At 45.1% G+C, this 21,958-nt stretch carries 19 protein-coding genes and 1 pseudogene; all 20 read left to right on the forward strand.

All coding sequences use genetic code 11. The features are described from left to right. The 20 genes and pseudogenes from ACBP55_RS00345 (at position 1) to ACBP55_RS00440 (ending at position 21,953) form a co-directional block, all read left to right on the forward strand. Complete coding sequence (locus ACBP55_RS00345; RefSeq protein WP_464648944.1) at positions 1 to 333, forward strand: S-layer homology domain-containing protein; 333 nt, start codon at positions 1 to 3, stop codon at positions 331 to 333. Positions 334 to 352: 19 nt separating this feature from the next. Beyond that, positions 353 to 613, forward strand: a complete 261-nt coding sequence (locus ACBP55_RS00350; RefSeq protein ID WP_235550826.1) for a DUF1146 family protein — start codon at positions 353 to 355, stop codon at positions 611 to 613. A 198-nt stretch (positions 614 to 811) separates the two neighbouring features. Beyond that, a complete protein-coding gene (gene murA, locus ACBP55_RS00355; RefSeq protein ID WP_173192301.1) occupies positions 812 to 2,131 on the forward strand; it encodes a UDP-N-acetylglucosamine 1-carboxyvinyltransferase in 1,320 nt (439 codons plus the stop codon). Positions 2,132 to 2,391: 260 nt separating this feature from the next. Then, positions 2,392 to 2,688 carry a transposase gene (locus tag ACBP55_RS00360; protein WP_464644117.1) on the forward strand — a complete coding sequence of 99 codons (297 nt, stop codon included), beginning with the start codon at positions 2,392 to 2,394 and terminating at the stop codon, positions 2,686 to 2,688. Continuing rightward, a pseudogene (locus tag ACBP55_RS00365) lies at positions 2,646 to 3,569 on the forward strand (IS3 family transposase); the annotation flags it as partial. The gene ACBP55_RS00360 and the pseudogene ACBP55_RS00365, both read left to right, overlap by 43 nt. 488 nt (positions 3,570 to 4,057) lie before the next feature. Beyond that, a complete protein-coding gene (spoIID, locus tag ACBP55_RS00370) occupies positions 4,058 to 5,110 on the forward strand; it encodes a stage II sporulation protein D (protein WP_464648947.1) in 1,053 nt (350 codons plus the stop codon). 168 nt (positions 5,111 to 5,278) lie between these two features. Further along, entirely contained in the window at positions 5,279 to 5,926 is a 648-nt protein-coding gene (locus ACBP55_RS00375; protein WP_464648948.1) for a peptidoglycan DD-metalloendopeptidase family protein, read from the forward strand. A gap of 268 nt (positions 5,927 to 6,194) precedes the next feature. Continuing rightward, a complete protein-coding gene (spoIIID, locus tag ACBP55_RS00380; RefSeq protein WP_029195640.1) occupies positions 6,195 to 6,485 on the forward strand; it encodes a sporulation transcriptional regulator SpoIIID in 291 nt (96 codons plus the stop codon). Positions 6,486 to 6,651: 166 nt separating this feature from the next. Further along, positions 6,652 to 7,650: a rod shape-determining protein gene (gene mreB, locus ACBP55_RS00385; protein ID WP_029195639.1), complete on the forward strand. Its 999-nt coding sequence runs from the start codon at positions 6,652 to 6,654 to the stop codon at positions 7,648 to 7,650. 28 nt (positions 7,651 to 7,678) lie between these two features. After that, the gene (locus ACBP55_RS00390) at positions 7,679 to 8,572 is read left to right on the forward strand and encodes a flagellar hook-basal body protein (protein WP_464648951.1); all 894 of its coding nucleotides are present in this window, start codon (positions 7,679 to 7,681) and stop codon (positions 8,570 to 8,572) included. A gap of 24 nt (positions 8,573 to 8,596) precedes the next feature. Next, complete coding sequence (locus ACBP55_RS00395) at positions 8,597 to 9,478, forward strand: flagellar hook-basal body protein (protein WP_464648953.1); 882 nt, start codon at positions 8,597 to 8,599, stop codon at positions 9,476 to 9,478. Between the two features lie 26 nt (positions 9,479 to 9,504). Next, the gene (locus ACBP55_RS00400; RefSeq protein WP_464648955.1) at positions 9,505 to 9,723 is read left to right on the forward strand and encodes a DNA-directed RNA polymerase subunit beta; all 219 of its coding nucleotides are present in this window, start codon (positions 9,505 to 9,507) and stop codon (positions 9,721 to 9,723) included. A 102-nt stretch (positions 9,724 to 9,825) separates the two neighbouring features. Next, positions 9,826 to 10,347, forward strand: a complete 522-nt coding sequence (locus ACBP55_RS00405; RefSeq protein ID WP_246310090.1) for a CDP-alcohol phosphatidyltransferase family protein — start codon at positions 9,826 to 9,828, stop codon at positions 10,345 to 10,347. Positions 10,348 to 10,513: 166 nt separating this feature from the next. Further along, positions 10,514 to 10,942 (forward strand): 3-hydroxyacyl-ACP dehydratase FabZ, encoded by a 429-nt coding sequence (fabZ, locus tag ACBP55_RS00410; RefSeq protein WP_029195635.1) that lies wholly within the window; start codon positions 10,514 to 10,516, stop codon positions 10,940 to 10,942. A gap of 24 nt (positions 10,943 to 10,966) precedes the next feature. Then, positions 10,967 to 12,670, forward strand: coding sequence for a phospho-sugar mutase (locus ACBP55_RS00415; RefSeq protein ID WP_464653195.1), 1,704 nt, complete (start codon positions 10,967 to 10,969; stop codon positions 12,668 to 12,670). Positions 12,671 to 12,846: 176 nt separating this feature from the next. Further along, a complete protein-coding gene (locus ACBP55_RS00420) occupies positions 12,847 to 14,907 on the forward strand; it encodes a DUF5693 family protein (RefSeq protein WP_464648957.1) in 2,061 nt (686 codons plus the stop codon). Then, a complete protein-coding gene (gene csaB, locus ACBP55_RS00425) occupies positions 14,883 to 16,013 on the forward strand; it encodes a polysaccharide pyruvyl transferase CsaB (RefSeq protein WP_464648959.1) in 1,131 nt (376 codons plus the stop codon). Before ACBP55_RS00420 ends, csaB begins: the two co-directional genes overlap by 25 nt. Positions 16,014 to 16,073: 60 nt before the next feature. After that, entirely contained in the window at positions 16,074 to 16,862 is a 789-nt protein-coding gene (locus tag ACBP55_RS00430; protein ID WP_464648961.1) for a WecB/TagA/CpsF family glycosyltransferase, read from the forward strand. A gap of 132 nt (positions 16,863 to 16,994) precedes the next feature. Then, complete coding sequence (locus ACBP55_RS00435) at positions 16,995 to 18,104, forward strand: glycosyltransferase family 4 protein (protein WP_029195630.1); 1,110 nt, start codon at positions 16,995 to 16,997, stop codon at positions 18,102 to 18,104. A 252-nt stretch (positions 18,105 to 18,356) separates the two neighbouring features. Beyond that, on the forward strand, positions 18,357 to 21,953 hold the full coding sequence (locus ACBP55_RS00440) for an S-layer homology domain-containing protein (RefSeq protein WP_464648963.1): 3,597 nt from the start codon (positions 18,357 to 18,359) through the stop codon (positions 21,951 to 21,953). The last annotated feature ends 5 nt before the right edge of the window (positions 21,954 to 21,958 follow it).

Below are 21,958 nucleotides of genomic sequence, written 5' to 3' on the forward strand. Positions count from 1 at the left end.
ATGGATGCTTCGCATTGGGCATACGATTACGTAGCCAAAGCGGTTCAAGCGAATATTGTAGACGGCTACCCGGACCGAACATTCGGGCCAGATCGTACGCTTACACGTATGGAGATGACACAGATGCTTGCCCGCAGTATGAATATGACAGGGAAACGACGGGGCAACTCCCCTTTTAGCGATGTGAATGATTCGTATTGGGGTGTAGGGATCTTGAAACAAATGTCGGCGGATGGTTGGATTAGCGGCTATTCGGACGGCACCTTCCGGCCTGATGAGCAAGCCACACGAGCTGAGTTCGTAACACTGCTCGCAAAAGTAATCAATCGGTAAAACCGAAGAGGAGTGACTTATGGCAGATACAGGTAAATGGAGTGAAGCGGCGAAATATGCTTCGATGATGAATATGGTGGATATTGCTGTCTACATCATGTGTATTGGCCTATCGTGGTGGGCGCTGCAAGCGTTCCGCTTCGATGTCCTGCTCAAAAGGCCTAAGGCTGCTCAAGCGATTATGCTGCAAATTTTGCTTTCTATTGCCCTCGGACACTTGGTTGCGAGTTTTTTTATTCAATATTTAGGCCTCTCTATGGGCTTCGGAAAGATGTTTTAATCACATTTTTCGAATAATGAACAAGTTTGTTGTCAACAATGGATAATAGAACGGAGCGAAAAACGAATCCTTCTCCGAACTCTATGTAGGGCAGTTTGAATACCAAAAGAACACAGTTGTAACTGTATGGGTTGAAATGATAAACTTAGGAAATGTGCAAAACCTTGTAATTTAAAATAAGTGCGCGGAGGGACCATGATGAGCAAAATTATCGTCCGCGGTGGCCGAAAGTTAGCTGGCAATGTGAAAATCAACGGAGCAAAGAATGCGGTTCTACCGATTATTGCAGCTTCCATTCTGGGTTCGGAAGGTGAAAGCGTCATCCATGATGCGCCTCCCCTTGACGATGTACTAGTCATTAATAAAGTATTGCAAAGCTTGGGTATCGAAGTCGAATATAACCGTCAGGTTATTCGTGTTCGTGCTCACAACATTACCACATGTGAAGCATCTTATGATCTAGTCCGTAAAATGAGAGCCTCTTTCCTCGTGATGGGTCCTTTGTTAGCAAGGCTGGGTCAAGCGAGAATTTCGCTCCCAGGCGGCTGTGCGATTGGCACAAGGCCAATTGATCAGCATCTCAAAGGCTTTGAAGCGATGGGTGCCGATATTGAACTGGGTCAAGGGTATATCGAAGCTAAAGTGAAAGGGCGCCTGAAGGGTGCCAAAATTTATCTCGATGTAGCCAGTGTAGGCGCAACCGAGAACATCATGATGGCTGCTACGCTCGCTGAGGGCACAACCATCATTGAGAATGCTGCTAAAGAGCCGGAAATTGTCGATTTGGCGAATTACTTGAATGCCATGGGCGCGACGATTCGCGGGGCAGGAACAGGTGTTATTCGCATTGAAGGCGTAGAGAAACTTCGTGGGGTTGTACATACGGTTATTCCGGATCGCGTAGAAGCGGGTACATATATGATTGCCGCAGCTATTACTGGTAGTGAACTGTATATGGAGGGCGCTATTGGTGACCATCTCCGACCTGTTATTTCTAAAATGCAAGAAATGGGCGTTATCATCGAAGAAGATGAGAACGGTATTCGTGTCTGCGCTTCGGGGCCGCTTCGCGCCGTTGACGTGAAGACGCTGCCGTATCCGGGCTTCCCAACCGATATGCAGTCGCAAATGATGGCGCTGCTGATGGTGGCGGACGGCACGAGCCTCGTGACCGAGACCGTGTTCGAGAATCGGTTCATGCATGTTGAGGAGTTCACGAACATGAACGCTCATATCAAAGTCGATGGCCGTACAGCTATCGTAAGCGGCAATGCCAAGCTGCAGGGTGCGAAGGTATGCGCAACAGACCTTCGGGCAGGAGCAGCCCTTATTCTAGCGGCGCTAGCTGCAGAAGGTGAAACCGAGATTACTGGCGTTCACCATATTGATCGCGGGTATGTCGATATTACTGACGTTCTGCGTGAGCTAGGTGCCGATATTCAAAGATCCGTGCCGCAAGAAGTGGAGCAAGAAGTTGCGGAGTTGGGTTTTTTCAACATTCAGCCGACGCTTGCCTAGTTTGAAGAGCCATTGGAGGTAACTCCGATGGTTCTTTTTTGTTGTGTGCCCTTATGCCCCCTCGTTTTGTGAGAATAAGTGCGAAACAATGATGCATTTAGTGCATCAAAAATATTCTTTGTATGCTATTTGGAGGTAATTACCTGCAAAATGTGCAGCAAATAGTACCTCAAAGGATTCAATTGCATTTAGACTTAATAGTGGACACAACGAATTGGGGAGTTAGATAATAGATCTATCCAAATTACGAGGTGTCCAAGATGAGTGAATCCCGCCAACGTTACAATCAAAAGTTTAAAGAGGAAACGGTAAAGTACATTCAACAACATAGTAAATCGATCACGGAAATTGCAAACGAACTGAACATTCCAGCGAAGACTTTGAGCAGATGGGTGAGTAAATATCGCCAATTTCCAGATGAGCCCTTCGTGGGCAGTGGGAATCTGCGCAGCCACGATCAGATCGTGAAAGACTTGGAGCAGCGAAACAAAGACCTAGAGGAAGAGCTAGCCATCTTAAAAAAGGCGCTGCACATCTTCAGCAAAGACCCGAAGTGAGATTCAAGTTCATTGATGACCACCGTTCTACATTTCGAGTTGAGAAGATGTGCAGCGTACTAGGTGTATCCAGGAGCGGTTACTATAAATGGCGATTGACAGCCCCAAGTGAGCGGAAAAAGCGCCGAGAAGCGTTGGCTAAAGAGGTCGAATTTGAGTACTTGGATTCAGATCGGAATTACGGGAGTCCGAAGATCACAGAGGAACTGAGAAAGAAAGGTTTCAAAGTCGCTGTCAAAACGGTTGGACGCATCATGAAAGAGAAGGGATTACGCTCACAAGCTGTAGCGAAATTCAGCGTACAAACAACGGATTCAAATCATAGCCACCCTATTGCGCCTAATTGGCTGAATCAGCATTTTGATGTGTGTACAAGACCGAATCAAGTATGGGTTACCGACATTACGTACATCCACACGCGTCAAGGAAACCTTTATTTAGCAAGCGTTCTTGACTTGTTTACCCGCAAAATTGTCGGCTGGCAGCTCGGCAATCGCATGACTGTGGAACTGACGCTAGATGCCTTAAACCAGGCATACGAAGCCAAACGACCGCCTAAGGGCCTTATTCATCATTCAGACCGCGGATCGCAGTATGCGTCCAGTGAATACCGTAAACAGCTGAAAAAATACCATATGATTCGTAGCATGAGCCGAAAAGGTAACTGCTACGATAATGCTTGTATAGAGGCTTTCCACAGCATCCTCAAGCGGGAATTGGTGTACAGGTATAAATTTCAAAGCCGCCAAGAAGCACACCAGCGAATCTACTGGTACATTGAGTTTTTCTACAACCGGAAGCGTACGCACAGCAAGCTCGGCTATTTGTCCCCAGTCAAGTTTGAAATGCAGTATTACAAGCAAGCTAAACTAATTTCTTAACCTTTTTTTGTGTCCACTCTATTGACTCAAGTACAAATTGGAGCATATCGGGTGAATTTGATGTAGGAAATGCAGGTAATTCATAAAAATAGGGTTGCTGAGTCTAATTTAACTGCATGTTTTACAACTAATGTAACTTGAACAGCGCCTTATGAGTTCTGCGGTTAGATGAAGATGACTGGTAGTCGGCTTGTACAAGGCATGAAATCATAGTACATGCATTTTTATTCTTGCTAGTGGCGGTTTGATCTGTCATGGGAACTTGTGCATTAATGTGACGAAGTACAACGATGCTTACCAGCACTCCGTAATAATGGAAAAGCAGTGGCTGCACAGTTACAAGCAACGGTCGAGGTTCCCCGGATGCTCTAGCATCCACATTCTCACGCATTTTACAAGATAGTCCATTGTTCTATTCTAGCAATCCCTCTCATAAGCTAAGTCATATCAACTACCTGCTAGTAAACGCGCTTATGGAGGCTGCTTAGATGAAGTTGAAGAAGAAACGCGTGATTAACCACAGGGTCATCCTATGGATGGCTGTTTGCTTATCTTCCATGCTATGTGTGACTATTATCGTTCCAGGATTGCTAGTTAAGAAGATTCCGGATGGCGGCGGGCAACCTCCTATCCAAATAGTGAAAGACGGACTGCTCAAGGAAACTATCACGGAACAAGGCTTAATGATCCCCGTCTATTTGACCAAGAAAGCGACGATTGAGACGGTACCGCTGGAACAGTATGTGAAAGGTGTGCTCGCCGCCGAAATGCCGGTGGAATTCGAGCTGGAGGCGCTCAAAGCGCAGGCTATGGCAGCCAGGACTTATGTTGTGCGTAGAGTGCTAGAGAAGGATTACAGCAATATGCCGGTTAACGATGCACTTGTGACAGACACAACTGCGCATCAAGCTTATATCACGGATCAAGAGCTAAGAGACAGATGGGACAAGCATTACGAGACGAATATGGCCAAAATCGATAGAGCCGTGAATGAAACCAAAGATCTAATCCTCACTTATGAGCATAAACCTATCAACGCCACCTTTTTCTCGACTAGTAATGGATATACTGAAAACTCGGAAGATTACTGGCCGTTCAAGAGTCCTTACCTGCGCAGTGTACCAAGCCCTTGGGATATTAAGCTATCTTCTCGCTATCAGGAAACTGTTGATTTCAGTTACAAGAGTATGCTTCAGAAGCTAGGCGTTACGAGTATTGCAACAACAGGTACAAGCACCAAAAATATGAAAGTACTAGCGTGGTCGGCCGGCCACCGGATTAAAGCTATAACGATAGGCGGTAAAATATTCTCAGGCCGTGAAGTACGAGAGAAGCTAGGACTAGCATCCTCTCAATTTACGTGGACATGGTCAGGCTCCAAAATCACGTTTACCACCTACGGATATGGCCACGGTGTTGGCCTAAGTCAATGGGGCGCCAATGGTATGGCGAAGGAAGGTAAAACCGCGGAGCAAATTGTAACCTATTATTACACAGGCATCTCTATCGAAAAAGCGACACCTTTTATCCAAAAATCGTAATCCTTTACCGTTTCTATAAAAATATCTTTCTTCAAGTATAAAACCTTTAAATGTGTCAAGAATGGTTGATGAGGTGATAACCATGAATGATCAAAACAAAGGTTTTCAAAAAGAAGAAGTCCTAAAACTGCACAAGGAGCACAAAGTACGACATCCACATGGAAGAGGTTGCTTGCTAAGAAGTGGGTATTCCCAGCAACGTATATGGCAGCAGCAGCAATTATCTTAACCTTAATGTGGGTGTACCAGGACGCCGGGAAGAAGACAGTCAGCCAAGAAGATCTGGGCATTAAGGTTACCAGCGACAAAGCGACAGACACTTCCAAAGCACCGGACGGGGCCGTTGCGGTCAACGCACAAACCGAAACGATACAGTGGCCTGTTAAAGACAGAACACTAGTCGAAGTCTCCATCCCCTTCTATGACACGAATGCAACGAATGAAGTAAAGCAGGCGGCAATGATTCAATATAACGATCAATTGACGCCGCATACTGCAATTGACTTGAAAGCCAAAGATGGTTCAGCATTTGATGTATTAGCTGCTCTAAGCGGCAAGGTGACTGCGGTTGAGCAGAATCCGGTTGTTGGCAGTCTCGTAGAAATTACACACAGCAACGGCTTGACCAGCATTTACCAAAGCTTGTCCGATGTGAAAGTAGCCAAAGGCGCTGAAGTGAAAAAAGGCGATATCATCGCGAAAGCAGGACGCAACGAGTTCGAGAAAGAGGACGGCGTGCATCTGCACTTTGAAGTCCGCCAAGTTAGTGATAATGCAGCGGTTAATCCAGAAACGCTTTTAAACGCTAAGCAGTAATTCGGTTCGACGCATAGGCGACAGCCTACATAAATTAAGGCAGCGGGTAAATCCTGCTGCTTTTTTGCATGGAGATATGGATTCGTTTTTACGTTGCTTCGCATCCATTTTGCTAAAAACGCTTGTCCGAAGGGCGCCAGAATCGATTATTCCTGATTATTTTGAAAATAAATATGGGAAATGGGCTTGTCAGGCTTGGCTACGTAGAATATCTAGTCATGCCCCTCATATACTTTACCAAACTATCTCGAGTAGGGAGGCGAGGGGAGTGCACGATTACATCAAAGAGCGAACCATTAAGATTGGTACCTGTATCGTCGAGACCAAGAATACGGTTCGCACCATTGCTAAGGAATTCGGCGTTTCCAAAAGCACGGTGCACAAGGATTTGACGGAAAGACTACCGGAAATCAACCCGGACCTGGCCAATCAGGTGAAGCACATTCTGGAGTATCACAAGTCCATCAGGCACCTAAGAGGAGGAGAAGCGACGAAAATTAAGTACCGAAAAACTCGAAATCCGAAGCATTCCGAAAACCTGGTCACGGTTAAGTCCTAAATGTACCCTTCATCCCGATAGGTTTCCTATAACTGGACTTGTCGAAATTTCACGCAAAAAGAGGAATTAATGCATTTATAACGAATTTAGCTTATAATTAGAAATATATACAAGAGCGCCGATTCTTCACGGGATGGACGGTAGGTTTAGGGAGGATTAATTAGAAATGTTAAGCAAGGATATTGGAATAGATCTCGGCACGGCGAATGTGCTTATTCATGTAAAAGGACGCGGTGTTGTGCTCGATGAGCCTTCCGTTGTAGCGATTGAAAGCGATACGAAACGCGTGCTGGCTGTAGGAGAAGAAGCTTTCCGCATGGTGGGAAGAACTCCCGGCAACATTATCGCGATTCGTCCATTGAAAGATGGCGTTATTGCGGACTTTGATATTACGGAAATGATGTTGAAGCATTTTATCGCGAAAGTAGGGGGCAAGAATTGGTATTCTCATCCGAGAATACTGATCTGCGCCCCTACCAACATCACCTCGGTTGAGCAGAAGGCGATCCGCGAAGCGGCTGAGCGCAGCGGTGCCCGAGAGGTATTCATGGAAGAAGAACCGAAGGCAGCAGCAATTGGTGCCGGCATGGACATCTTCCAGCCTAGCGGCAATATGGTTGTAGATATCGGCGGAGGGACGACGGATGTGGCCGTGTTATCCATGGGTGACATCGTCACCTCCTCCTCCATTAAGATTGCAGGCGACAAGTTCGATATTGCGATCACGAAATATATCAAAAATAAGTACAAGCTGCTGATTGGTGAACGGACGAGCGAAGATATCAAGCTGAAAATCGGAACGGTATATCCACACGGTAGAGATCAAGAGATGGATATTCGCGGTAGAGATATGGTATCCGGTTTGCCACTGACGATCACGATTCACTCCAGTGAAGTACAAGAAGCGCTGTGGGATCCGGTTTCCTCCATCGTGACGGCGGCCAAAAGTGTATTGGAGAGAACACCTCCAGAGCTATCGGCAGACATTATTGACCGTGGTGTTATTTTGACAGGCGGCGGAGCATTGCTTCACGGGCTTGATCAACTGCTGGCGGACGAGCTGAAAGTACCTGTATTAATTGCCGAAGATCCGATGTCCTGTGTCGTTAAAGGAACAGGCATTATGCTCGATAACCTAGACAAGGTTACCAAACGTAAATTTTAATTAGACATACTACCTAAGAGGTGAAGAGATGTTAAGAGGACTGTATACCGCGGCGGCAGGCATGATCTCCGAACAGCGCAGACACGATACCATTACGAATAATATTGCCAACATTAATTCCCCGGGTTTTAAACAAGGCAATGCTTTGTCTCGATCGTTCCCGGAGATGCTGATATCGACGATTCGCGGTGGACAAGGTGCCTCGACAGTCCCCATTGGGAAGATGAGTTTAGGTGTATTTTCCGAGGAGAGCATCTCCCTCCATGCACAGGGTGATTTGCAAGAAACGCAAAACCCTTTCGATTTTGCCCTTGTTTCCAAAATACAAGTGCCTGGTATGTCCTTTGATGCTTCAGGTAAGTTCGTGGACGCGAATGGACAACGCACGTTTCAGCCGCAGGCACTGTTTACGGTGTTGAACGCGAATGGTGAGCAGCGTTATTCCTTGAACGGAAAGTTCACCGTTGATACGGCAGGCCAGCTAGTTAATGCCAACGGGAACCTTGTGCTAGGCCGAGATGGACAACCCCTGCTGCTGATTGATGGAGCGGGTCAACCGATTCACTCCTTCAAGGTTACAGACAAGGGTGAGTTCATTGATGCGAATGGTCTTCCGCTTCTAGGGCCGACGGGTCAACCCATAGGATTAATGCTCTCGCGTGCAGAGAATCCGAATCTATTGCTGCGTGAAGGTAACGGGCTGCTGCGCATTAATCCAGGCGATGAAGCAACTGTAACGCAGGTTGCTGCAGGTGACCAAGTACAAGTTCGTCAAGGCTTCATAGAACGCTCTAATGTTGATTCCGCGCAATCGATGGTTGATATGATGTCAGCGCTTCGCGCTTATGAAGCAAACCAAAAAGTGATCCAATCTTATGATAAAAGTATGGAAAAAGCCGCGAATGAAGTTGGGCGCGTCTAATCTAGCTGGCGAAGGGGCAGGACCATGAACAATTCTATGATTAACTCATCGGTATCCATGCATAGCTTACAGCAAAAGCTGGATATTCTCTCCAATAATATCGCGAATGTGAATACGAACGGGTTTAAGAAGAAGGAAGCCTCCTTCGAGGACGTTCTGACTAACGTCAAGTCGCAGCCAGAAGGATTCCGTCAGTTAGGCCGGTTCTCGCCGCTTGGTTTTAACCAAGGGTGGGGCTCGAGGCTGGTGCAAATCCAGACTAATTTGTCCCAAGGACCTATTCAGTCTACGGGGAATGTGACGGATTTTGCCATTCAAGGTGACGGATTATTTGAAGTATCCATGAGTAAGACAGATGAGAACGGCAACCAAGTGTTCCAACCTGCATGGACTCGTAATGGTGCTTTCAGTTTAAGTCCGGATGCGACTGGCGGTACCGTCCTTACAACGAAAGAAGGCCACTTCATCACGGGTGTGGATGGTACAGGAGCGAATATTAGTCCAATCCGTGTGCCGGCTGGTTTTCGACCTGTCGTTGAACCGAACGGTACGATCAAAGGATATAATGAGCAGGATCCAAGCGCTGCACCCATTAATTTGGGACAGATCAAGCTAGTTCGCGTTGTACGTCCACAGCTGCTCCAAGACGTTGGAGATAACCTTTATGCTATTCCTAATGGCATAACGGCTGCTGAGAAGGCAAATATCTTACAAGATGTGAACCCTTTGGTTGATAACCCGGCTAACCGTGTTAGTCTCATGCAGGGTTTTCTGGAGCAATCTAACGTTACGCTTTCGGATGAAATGACAGATCTGGTTATCGTGCAAAGAGCGCTTCAACTCAATTCCCGAGCTATTACATCTTCGGATCAGATGATGAATATCGCTAATAATTTGCGCGCCTGATCTTAGAAAGGGAGGGATAGGGCTCGATGTCAGACAAGCCTGCTCCACCAAAGAAGAAAACAAGGCCGAAATGGCTGAATATTATATGGCTTATTTTCAAAATCATTCGAATTCCTGTGCTATGCGTGCTGGCCGTTTTTATTGGCCTATGGGTAGGTTACTCCAAGCTTGGTCATCAGCCAGCGGGGGAAATTTTTCATATGAGTACTTGGCGGCACTTATACGATCTGGTATTTGCGAAATAACTCTAACTCCCTCGTGGGAGTTTTATTTTTGTCTAAGCAGCGGTATAATGAATGAAGGCTAAATGTCCCAGATATCGGATACTAACGCGCAGGAGGGGTACTTTGAATATACCGAACATGCTCACTATCAGCAGGTTTGTTCTAATCCCTGTGTACCTCGTGATTTTTTTTAGTGGTCATATCCAAGTTGCCTTTATTATTTTACTGGCAGCCGGACTTACGGATATCCTAGATGGCTATATCGCAAGAACTCGCGGACTTATTACACCCGTTGGTGTCATGCTGGACCCACTCGCTGATAAAAGCATGATGATTGCAGTGATCCTATCCCTGCTCATATCGGGCTTGATTCCTTGGCAGGCAGCTGCGGCGATGTTCATTCGTGATTTAGGTATGATTGTGGGCTCTGCCTTCTTTCATTTCAGGGGCAAATTAACGGTTCCCGCCAATGTGATGGGAAAGTTAACGACGGTTCTCTACTATTTTGCTATCCTCTTCATCGTTTTTCATTTAACCTTTGCTATGACCTATTTATGGTTTGTAATCGGGGTCTCATTCTTAACTTCCTTCATTTATATTCTTCAGTTCCTTGTATTAAATCGAAGAGCTAAAATGAAAAATTAATGTATGCTACGAAAAAAGAGCCTATGCATAAGTCTGTTACACAGCCCCTGTACATAAGCTCTCCCTATATGAACCTTCACTTCTGCAGTTAATGAAGGGACACCCCTATTGTAAGTGATTACCTTGTATTTTATACAAGTATTTTGAAAGGAGTTTTTAAACCGTTATGCTAGATATTAACCAGATTCAAGAGATCATTCCTCATCGCCCACCCTTCCTGCTTGTTGACCGTATTTTGGAGGTCGAAGAAGGGGTTAGAGCTGTAGGTATAAAGAATGTTACGATCAATGAACCGTTCTTCGCAGGACACTTTCCTGGCTATCCGGTTATGCCCGGTGTGCTGATTGTTGAAGCTTTGGCACAAGTAGGTGCTGTGGCTGTTCTGTCGATGCCTGAATATAAAGGTAAAATTGGTTTATTTGCGGGTGCAGATGGTATTCGCTGGCGACAACAGGTCGTACCTGGTGATACACTAACTTTAGAAATGACGATTACACGTGTAAAAGGAACCATTGTCAAAGGCCAAGCTGTGGCTAAGGTAGGCGACAAAGTGGTAGTCGAAGGCGAGCTTATGTTCGCCCTTGCTAATAAATAACCCATAGATAAAAAGGAGATGAACCTGACTACTATGACGCGTGTACAAACAGAGTATCAATTATGGTTAGAGGATCCAGCAGTGGATGCCGAAACGAAGAAAGAACTGCGTGCTATTCGGGAAGATGAGAGAGAAATTGAGGATCGCTTTTATAAAGACCTTGAATTTGGCACAGGAGGACTTCGCGGCGTGATTGGCGCTGGAACGAATCGAATCAACGTGTATACCGTTGGACGCGCAAGCCAAGGCTTGGCACAATATGTGAAAGGGACAGGCGCTGCAAGTCCTTCCATTGTTCTAGCTTATGATTCACGTCATATGTCGCCAGAGTTCGCTTTAGAATCTGCTCTCGTATTCGCAGGGAATGGAATTAAGGCTTATCTCTTTCAAACACTGCACGCGACACCACAGCTATCCTTTGCCGTGAGATACTTAGGTGCGTCCGCAGGGGTTGTCGTTACAGCTAGTCACAACCCACCTGAATATAATGGGTATAAAGTATATGGAGCAGACGGGGGACAACTCGTTCCTGAGTTTGCGGAGCAGGTCATTGCACAAGTACAGAGCATCGATTCCTTCGACAAGGTCAAGAAAATTACGCAACAAGAAGCGGAAGCGCAAGGACTGCTTTCCTGGATAGGGGAAGAGGTCGACCAAGCTTATATCCAGGCCGTAACGGCGATCAGCCAGAACCCGGACGTGATTAAGCAGATCGAAGGCGATTTCCGCATCATTTTCACTCCTTTGCATGGAGCAGGCAATGTGCCGGTACGCGAAGTGTTGAAAGCAGTTGGCTTCGGACAAGTACGTGTTGTAGCCGAGCAAGAACTGCCGGATGCCCAATTCTCGACGGTTAAGTCTCCGAATCCAGAGGAGCGGGAAGCTTTCACACTCGCTATTGCACAAGCGAAAGAGTGGGACGCCGATATCATCATCGGAACCGACCCTGATGCTGATCGCATGGGTGCTGTTGTGAAGGATCCGAACGGCGAGTATGTCGTTTTGTCAGGTAATCAGTCTGGTGCTATCATAGTAAATTATTTATTATCAAGCTTGAAAGAGCGTGGAACACTGCCTGCGAACGGCGTCGTCGTCAAAACGATCGTTACAAGTGAAATGGGCGCAGTTATCGCGAATCATTATGGGATTCCTACATTAAATACGCTAACTGGCTTTAAATATATTGGGGAGAAAATGTCCCAGTTCGAGCAAAATGGTGAGTATACGTTCTTATTCGGATACGAAGAAAGTTATGGCTACTTGGCCGGGGACTATGCCCGAGATAAGGATGCTGTTATCGCAGCGATGCTGATTGCTGAAGCGGCAGCTTATTATAAGAAGCAAGGCAAGACTTTATATGAAGTACTTCAAGAGCTGTACGAATCCTTTGGCTACTTTTTGGAAAAGCTGGAATCAAGGACGCTGAAAGGGAAAGACGGCGTGGAACAAATCGGGCGCATCATGGAGGCTTGGAGAACGAATCCACCAACGGTGATCAGTGGCACTCGTGTAAGCCAAGTGGAAGATTACGCAGAGGGCATAAATGGCCTTCCTCGTGAAAATGTGCTGAAATTTAAGCTGGATGATGGTTCATGGTTCTGCTTGCGTCCTTCAGGAACGGAACCGAAAATTAAGTTTTATTTTGCGGTACAAGGATCTACAGGTCCAGCAGCCGCACAGCAACTGGATGGCATTATTCAATATGTGCTTAACCGTGTAGACGGATAATGAAATAGGAAAACTGAACCTCTTCAGAACCTAAGTCAGGGATAGGTCGTCTAATGAATAGATGGAAATTAAATCCGCATTCATTTAGCCTATTACCCGAGGCAGGAACTGAAGGGGTTTTCGAATGTAAGTACATGCTTTACGAAGTTAGCTTTCTATCGGAAAGATTCTAAGGAGTGGACAACTTGGCACAACGGTATCAAACATGGAATAAACCTCTCAAAAAAATCCTATGGTGGCTCGTCATTATTGGAATGGTAGTCTCCCTGCCGCTAGCTTACACGCGTCACCAAACGGAAACTTCGGCCAACCAAGTCGAGTTTGTTTTCGATTATCGTGATTTACTGGATATTTCGGATATTCAGACGAATCCGCAAGCTTTTGTCGCTGAGCAGTTGAAGAATATGAAAGCAGCGGGCATTGGCTCAATGGCTGTGTATGAGAGTACACTAGCGGAGCTTAAAGAGAGCCGCCGCATCGAGGTATATAACTCACGAGACGCTGCTGCACTTACCCAGACCTTGGGTGATCCTAACGAGAATTTTACCTACGTGCTTTACGCAGACAGTGCCACACAACAGAAGCTGGAGCCTTTGATTCAGAAAACGTTCGCGGATCTGAAGGTTGCTACGAAGCCGTGGAGTTTCAAAAATAGAAACGGACTCATCATCCAAATGAGCATGGACGATGCATCGATCAAGGGGATGGACCCAGACCCGATGACCTTACAAATGCTGAAAAATCAAGGGTTCCAAATCGTGGTTCGTCTATCGAATCGCAGACCATTTGTAACCAATGAAATGGATCGACTGCTGAAACAACTGCATGATTTCGGCGTGAAGCGCATCATTGTCGATGGCAATGAAGTTCCGGGCTACACGGAAGAAAATACAGAAATTAACCTGAATAAAATGGCAGATCTTCTTAATAAAAACGGCATTGGCCTAGCTGCTATTGAGCTATTAAAAGAGCCGCAAAAAGGTTTTAGTACACTATCGAAGCAAACGAATTATAACGTCGTTCGATTGCATTCGTTCACAGAGAAAGACGGAGAAAAGTTAACAGAGCCGCTCAAAAAATCGGAACTGCAGGATCGCATTCAAGGCGTAGCGGATCGTTTTGTCCTTGCAGTGAAAGACCGCAATATCCGCATGGTGTTCTTGAATGCAAGGCCAGTCAAAAGCTTGGATAAAGGCAAAATCGTCGATCCGTTAGCAGCTTACTACGAAAGTTTGCAAGGAAAAGATGGCGCTATTCCTCGCATACAACAAGGCGGGTTTACGCTTGGACCAGCTGAGCCATTTGACGTAAAAACGACAGGCTGGCAGAAGATCGCCCGCATCTTCATGCTGATTGGCGGAGCTAGTTTAATCGTGCTGATGGTGTCCTTCTTCGTACCGGAAGCCATGCTGCTCCTCTTCGTCTTAGGTATACTTGGACTTATTGCTTTGCATACACTTTCGGCTAATCTATACGCGCAAGGACTTGCCTTAAGTGCAGCCATTAGCGCACCGAGCATAGCGATCATGTTGGCCATTCGTTCCGTTCGTTCAGGAGCCGCAGCGAAATGGAAGTCAGGTCTTGCTTACGCTTTATGGACACTAATCAAAACATCTGCGATTTCGTTGATTGGTGTCGTTTACGAAGTAGCACTTCTCAATCACATTACGTATTCACTCGTGCTGCAGCAGTTCCGCGGCGTTGGCGTACTGCATTTGCTTCCAATTGCAATCGCAGGTGTGTATTTACTATTCTTTAGCGAAAATAACACATACAGAGATAAGCTTGCGAATATTCGCAGTATCCTTTCTTCCTACATTAGTGTGCTATGGATTGTAGTCGCTGGTGTAGCTCTAGCCGCTGTTTATTATTACTTGTCACGTACAGGAAATGAAGGACAGGCTTCTACTCTTGAAAAATTATTCCGCTCCTTCTTGGAAAATACATTGGGCGTGCGCCCTCGAACCAAAGAATTTTTGTTCGCACATCCGTTGTTCCTGCTAGGCGCATATTTGTCAGTTCGTTATAGACATGCCGTCTATTTGATCTTCATCGGTGTAATTGGGCAGCTTTCTATTGTAGATACATTCGCTCACTTGCATACACCGCTTCATATCTCTTTGATCCGTATAACCTACGGTCTTATGTTTGGTACTTTGATTGGCCTCGTTCTAATTGCAGCTTGGGAAATAATCACAAGGAGTTGGAAACGATGGGTGCCACAGTCGTCAAAATAGCGCTATCTGGCTACTATGGCTTCGATAACAGCGGCGATGAGGCTGTGCTGCAATCGATTTTGATTGCTTTGCAGGAGCAAAGTCGAGAGCAAGGCATACAGATAGAGCCTATCGTCCTTTCTGCTAATCCTGAGAAAACAACAGCGATGTATGGTGTGAAGGCCTATCATCGCATGAAGCCTGGTTCGCTGTTTCGAGCCTTGCGTGAAGCCGATGGTTTGATAAGCGGCGGTGGCAGTTTATTGCAGGATGCTACAAGCTCAAAGACGATCCCGTATTACTTGGCTGTTTTGAAAATAGCGCAGTGGCTGGGCAAGCCCACTTTTATTTACTCGCAGGGCATCGGGCCAGTTAGCCGCCCTATGTTTTATGGCTGGATCCGCAGCGTGTTCCAGCGCTGCGCGTATGTGTCGGTCCGCGACACGGAGTCCGCTGACTTATTAGGGAAGATGCGACTCCCGCGGGAGCGCATTACGGTAGTGCCTGACCCGGTCATGGGCTTGCCGCGGCGCGGTTCTGTTGGCGGCGCGTCGGACCTCGCGCCGGAAGGTTCTGTGCGGACGATAGGCGTGTCCGTCCGCTTCTGGAATGAGGACCGCTCAGAGCTGGAAGCTCTCTCGCGGTCCCTGCAAGTGCTGCTCGCAGCCGATGCGAACGTGCGGCTGCGGTTCTTGCCCTTCCACCTCCCCTCGGATGAGGTGGCGTCGCAGTTCGTGATCGACCGACTCGGTGATCACGGGTCCCGGGTGGAGATGGTGCGAGGCATCGCCCATCCGCAGGATATGCTCGCGCAGGTCGCGGAATGCGACCTGTTGATCGGGATGAGGCTGCATTCTTTGATTTATGCAGCCTCGCAGTTCGTGCCTATGGTAGGCATCTCGTACGATCCGAAGATCGACCAGTTCCTCCATAGGCTTGGCATGAAAGCCGCCGCATCGACAGCTCGCTTCGATGCGGATGCCTTCGCGGCCGAGGCGCAGCGCCTGCTGGCCGGCCGAGAGGCTTGGGCGGCGTCCTGCCGCGCCGCCATTGAAGAGCTCAAAGCGCAGGCTCAGCTTCCTGCGCAGCGCATCATTTCTTTTTACAAACAAAGAACTAACAAATAGGAAATAATAAAAAAGCAACCAAAATCCGATTTCCAACGTCAATTAAAGGAAGAGATATCTATGAGTTCAACATCAACAACGATCCAATCTAAGGTCGCATCTGCGAATGCTGTACCCAAAGTTCGCATCTACGGAGTGCCCATCTCCAAAATGAGCATGGACCAAACCGTAGCTTACCTTGCGAACGTTATTGAACAAAGACAACCCCATCAGGTCATTACCGCCAATCCCATTATGGTCATGGCTGCGCAAGAGGATCCTGCTTATCTGAGCATGATGCAGCGCGCTGAACTCATCGTTCCTGATGGAACCGGTGTCGTCTGGGCGGCTAAATACGTAGGTGAGCCTGTTGTAGAACGGGTTCCAGGCTATGATTTGATCCATGAGCTGATGAAAGTCGGAGAGTCAAAAGGTTGGAAAGTTTACTTACTTGGTGCTTCCAATGAGGTTATCCAAGCTGCAGCTGAGAAGCTTCGTACTACTTATCCGGGGATAAAGCTTGTTGGCGTACGTGATGGATATTTTAAAGACGAGCAGGATGCTGAAGTGATTCAAGATATCGTGGATGCGGCTCCGGATATTCTTCTCGTAGGAAGATCTGCTGCAAATCAAGAGCCGTGGATTGGGAAATACAAACAACAGATTGGTGTCCCTGTTATGATGGGTGTCGGGGGAAGTTTTGATGTTCTTTCGGGCAAGCTAAAAAGAGCACCCGTATTATTTCAAAAACTACGTCTTGAGTGGTTCTACCGCCTAATGCAGGAGCCTTGGCGCTACAAACGAATGCTTCTACTCCCAAAATTCGCATTGAAAGTGATGCGGGACAAAGAGAAAGTCACCAAACCATGAAAATATTTATGAAAATTGGCTGAAAACGGTCATTTCAGATGAATTTAGCAGTGGTATTTGTGAGCAAATGGGAGTATAATTCATTTCGGCGGATTACCTGCCACCCAAGACAAGAGGAGCTGTGAAGAAGACATGTATGGATTATATGCGATTGGGTTTATCGCTGCTTGCTTAATGGCGCTGCTGCTGACACCCCTAGTCAAAAAATTTGCCTTCTGGGTTGGAGCCGTTGATGCCCCTAACCATCGTAAGGTACATACCCGAATAATGCCGCGTCTCGGAGGATTAGCGATATTCCTTGCATTCGTCGGAGCTTATTTTGTCGTCTCTCCAGCACTTGATGCCGTTAACTCCAATGCTGCATTTGGGTTGCTAATCGGAGGCTTTGTGATTGTCGTCACGGGTGCCTTGGATGATCGTTTTCAGCTATCTCCCAAATGGAAGCTGCTCGGGCAATTGATTGCCGCTTGCATCGTTGTCTCCTTTGGTCTTAAGATCGACCTCGTTAACATTCCTTTCGGAACGACCAACCTGCCAATTGGCTGGTTAAGTATTCCGATTACGATATTATGGATCGTCGGTGTTTCCAACGCGATTAACTTAATTGACGGCCTAGATGGCTTGTCAGCTGGTGTATCGGGTATTGCTACCACTACAATACTAATTCTTGCCTTGATGATGGGCAATGTTACCGTTATTTTACTTTGCGTTATTTTACTAGGCAGTATCATAGGCTTCATGTTCTATAACTTCCATCCGGCCAAAATCTTCATGGGCGACTCCGGCGCCTTGTTCCTAGGCTTTGCTTTAGCAACACTATCGATTCTCGGCTTTAAGCAAGCGGCCGTTGTTTCACTCTTAATTCCTATAATGATTCTAGGCGTGCCATTATCCGATACCTTCTTTGCGATCATGCGCCGCTACGTCAATAAATTACCGATCTCTGCACCGGATAAAAGCCATCTGCATCATTGCTTGCTGCAGCTTGGTTTCAGTCATCGTACAAGCGTACTGATCATCTACGGAATTGCCTCCATCTTCGGCGGCAGCGCGGTGGTGTGCTCAGTCTTTATCTCCCAAGATTCCACTTGGGGTCTTATCATGATCATCGTGGCACTCTTCCTAGTTATGCTAGTCGGAGCAGAAGCTATTGGTATCATCAGTAAGAGCCGTAAGCCGGTGCTGAACTTCCTGCAGAGACTTGTGGGCAAGCAAGTTCAGAGCGATCGTATGGGCAAATAAGCTACAAAATCAGAATCCAACCTTCGGGTTGGATTTTTTTTGCATTTTATGAATTTTTTTCTTTCTCTAAACATTTCCTTCGTTATGACCGATAAGTAGAGTACAAGAACTTTTGGCTATTTGCCGCGTCTAATCATGTGGAATGGTAGAAGAATATGGGAGGGATTGTCGAAATCTAGCAAGTAAGTTGAAGATAATACTTATACCATGGCGAAACTAACAACATTTAGATTACATAAGGAGGAACTAGTTTTGAAAACCAAGCAAAAAAGAAATAAGTGGATTAGCATCAGCCTCATGATAGCTCTGCTGCTCGCAATTCTACCGCCACTTACCGTTAGTGCGGCAGCTACAATCAGTATCACGAATCTATATTCACCAAATCCGAACGCTCCTGCTCCAGGCAATTATGATGACTCATTAGTCAATAAATTTACGGTAAATCCAATTGAAGTAGATGCATTGATTAACGGCATTGCAGATGATCAAATTACGGATATGTATTATGAAATTTTTAATGCCAATACCAATCAAACAAGTACAATTAAAACGAATAAAGCTGTTAAAAGTATATCCAATAGCAGTGAAGTATCTTTCAAAAATGTTCAGTTATCACCGGGTAAAAACGTAATTACTATTAAGTTCGGAACTACAGGGAATATTGCATCCACGCCTGCATATGCCTACTATACACCGGTTACGAATATTTCTAACCTTCAATTTAACGGTGTAGACTTTTTAGATGGTGGTATATATCCTAAAGGGCCTCCTTATACAGGAGTTTCTATTACAGGAACATCTTCCAATGCAAACGCCATTGAAGCCAATTACGGTGGAACTGTCTATCAACCTGCGGCCTTTCAAAATGGTAATTTTACATACGTAGCCAATACTACAAGACCAACAGATTTGAATTTTAACCCAGGGGACAATAAAGTAGTCTTTGTTGCTAATAATTTAACTAACTATTACACGACGAATAGATCATTTATTTACGATAATGGTAAAGCTTTTGCATATAATGCATTCATTGATCTTAATGGCATCAATCCGTCCCAAAACCAAAAATTAGTTGATAATCCAACTTTGCAGGATGCCTCAGCAACACCCATTAAAGATGTTGCATTGACAGCCAATATTAAAAATCCATTAATAAGTGCGAACAGCACCGTTACCCAGTTTGTATATGTAGACGTTTATACATCAGGTATGGCCAGTACTAAACTGCACTTTGATTTTACGAATACTTCAATTAATCCTACACTTACAACTTCAGGTTCTTTGAACACAGGTAGCAATGCAACTCTTAATTCTGCAACATTGGTCCAAAAACCGGCGCTTTCAACTGCGGACTATTATGGTTATGTATTCACGGGTAAGTTACCCGTAAATCCAATAAGTACCGTTCAGCAAGTGAACTTTGTGTTTACTGATAGCAACGGACTTACAACAACTTCTCAATACTCGTATTCTTATGTAGATCCAAATCAGCCTTATGTTGATCATGTTAACATAAAGAGAACCCCATCCGTAGGTGGGACTGCTTACGAGACAGCTATTAGTCCATCAGGTACAACACAAATCTCAGAATTTCCAGCGACATTGGAAGCTTATGCTAGTAGCAACACAGATGCTGTGGAAATTCAGTTAAATGGAGTCAATTATCCTGCCAATCCAAGTCCGGGTAATAAATTGTTTACTGTTAGTAAACCGGCTGTAGATGCCAGTGGTAATGCAATTAATGATGCCAATGGTAATCAGTTAAAAGATTTTTCAATAAGTTTGCAAGGCATTACAGATGGACCTGTTGTTATGAAAGTTATTCCGTATATCGGGGCAGCTGCATATACTGCTGGGACCAAACAATATAGTTTAAATATCTCAGGTGCACCTTATGTTATCATCAACAATCTTTTTACAGGCATGGTGGTTGATAGTTCAAGCAAACTAACATGTGGTACAGGTACTAGTGGCCCTTGTATTACAGGACGGTTAGTAAACGTGCCTACAGCTGACTATGGCACCGAGATATATTCAATTAATGGCACCGTGATAACGCCAGCAGCAGGCAATATACCAACTAATGGAAATAATGGCGCATTTAAATTGACCAGTACTGAACTTAACACAATCTTTAAAGGTGATGGCAAATACACGTTCAAAGTTCAGCTAAAAGTAAATGGTCAACTTATTACGACATCTAGTGTTGATATTTTTGTATTATCTAATAATGTACCGGCCATTAACTATTTGAAACCTGTTGAGGCCGATCCTTTGAATCCGCAATTTATTGCAACGTCGCAGCCTGACACGTATGTGACTAGAGCAACAACAGTGCAATTTCAAGGTGAGATTGTTAACTCAGTAATTGGCGCAACGCCAGGAACAGCGCTTTATTTACGTAAAGCTCCTGCAAATTACTCAAATGCTTTGATACCTGTAGGGGGTCAAGTTGTTTTAAACGCTATACTTACAAGTGCGCCTTTGCAAGTATTCAACACACCAGTTAGTACACCTACAGTTCCAAACCCATCAGCAATTTCAATGTCTGAGTACGGGAATTATGTATTTGAATTGGTTTCAGCTAATAATACTTCTGGATCAACTGCGAACAAATTAATTACTATTACACGTGAGCCTGTACCTTATGCTTTTATTAGCCCACAACAGAACCAAATCATTAAAAATAGTAGTGGTTTGGATCAGGCGAGTATTAATCAAAACTTTTATATGATACAGCTTCAAGCTGATAATGCCGATTCAATAACATTCGGTAAAGACGTTGCTGTCTATGACAAAATAAATAAAAAATACCTTTATGAAGTAAAAAACCTTAAAGCCGGAGCTAATACCATCAAATTTACTGTTAATCGAGGTACCTCCAAAACGAATGCAAGTATTATCCTTTTCAATACAAATACAGATATTGAAGGCGAGCAATACAAGACGCCACTTGCTTCTAGCAGCTTAAAGATATTTAACGGTCAAATTCAGCTTAATTTTCCTAAAGACACTAAATTAATGCGTAATGATAGAACAAGTACAACGCAATTTATCACAACCGACCGCCAGATTTTATTTGGGATTGCTAATAATGATGATGGTAGAATTGATAAACCTAATGAATCTTTAATTGGGGTAAATTACTTAACTACACCAGCTCATTATAGAACAGCTAGCAAAAAATACTGGATCGATGCCGGTATTATACCGCCTACGTCCAATGCCTCAACGCCAGGACTGCAGGATGCTTACTTGGGTAGTGGTATTTTACCGAATACAACAAACCCTAGCCAAACAGCATTTTATGTGCGTAATTATAACGACCTAGTTGTACCAACCAAAAGAGGGACACTAACCCTCAGCTATGATTCCAATATAACAAGTGATGCAGGGAAATATATATCCGTATTTCAGTTTGGATATTTTGATAATCCTACTGGTTTAGGGCCTGCTTTACCAAGCTGGAAAAACATTGGTGGTATTGTTGATCAGAAAAATAATACAATAACAGTCCCAGTAGACTCGTTTGGATATTTCCAGGTTATGTATATGGATGATAGTTTTAATGATGTGACGAATCATCCATGGGCAAGAGATAATTTGGATACCTTATATTCAAAAGGAATTATGTTGCCAAAAACGCCATATCAGTTCATGCCTAACGATGCAATTACTCGTGGTGAGTTTGTCACTATGCTAGTTAAAATTTTTGATATTCCACTTTTAAATCAAGACACACAACAAAGTGCATTTAATAACAATTCATCTACCTTCTTGGATGTTCAAAGAGGTTTCACAGACCCTACAGGTCTTACTAACTTCTTATCCATAGAAGCGGCAGCTTAGGGCAG

Source organism: Paenibacillus sp. WG02 (genome assembly GCF_055396115.1).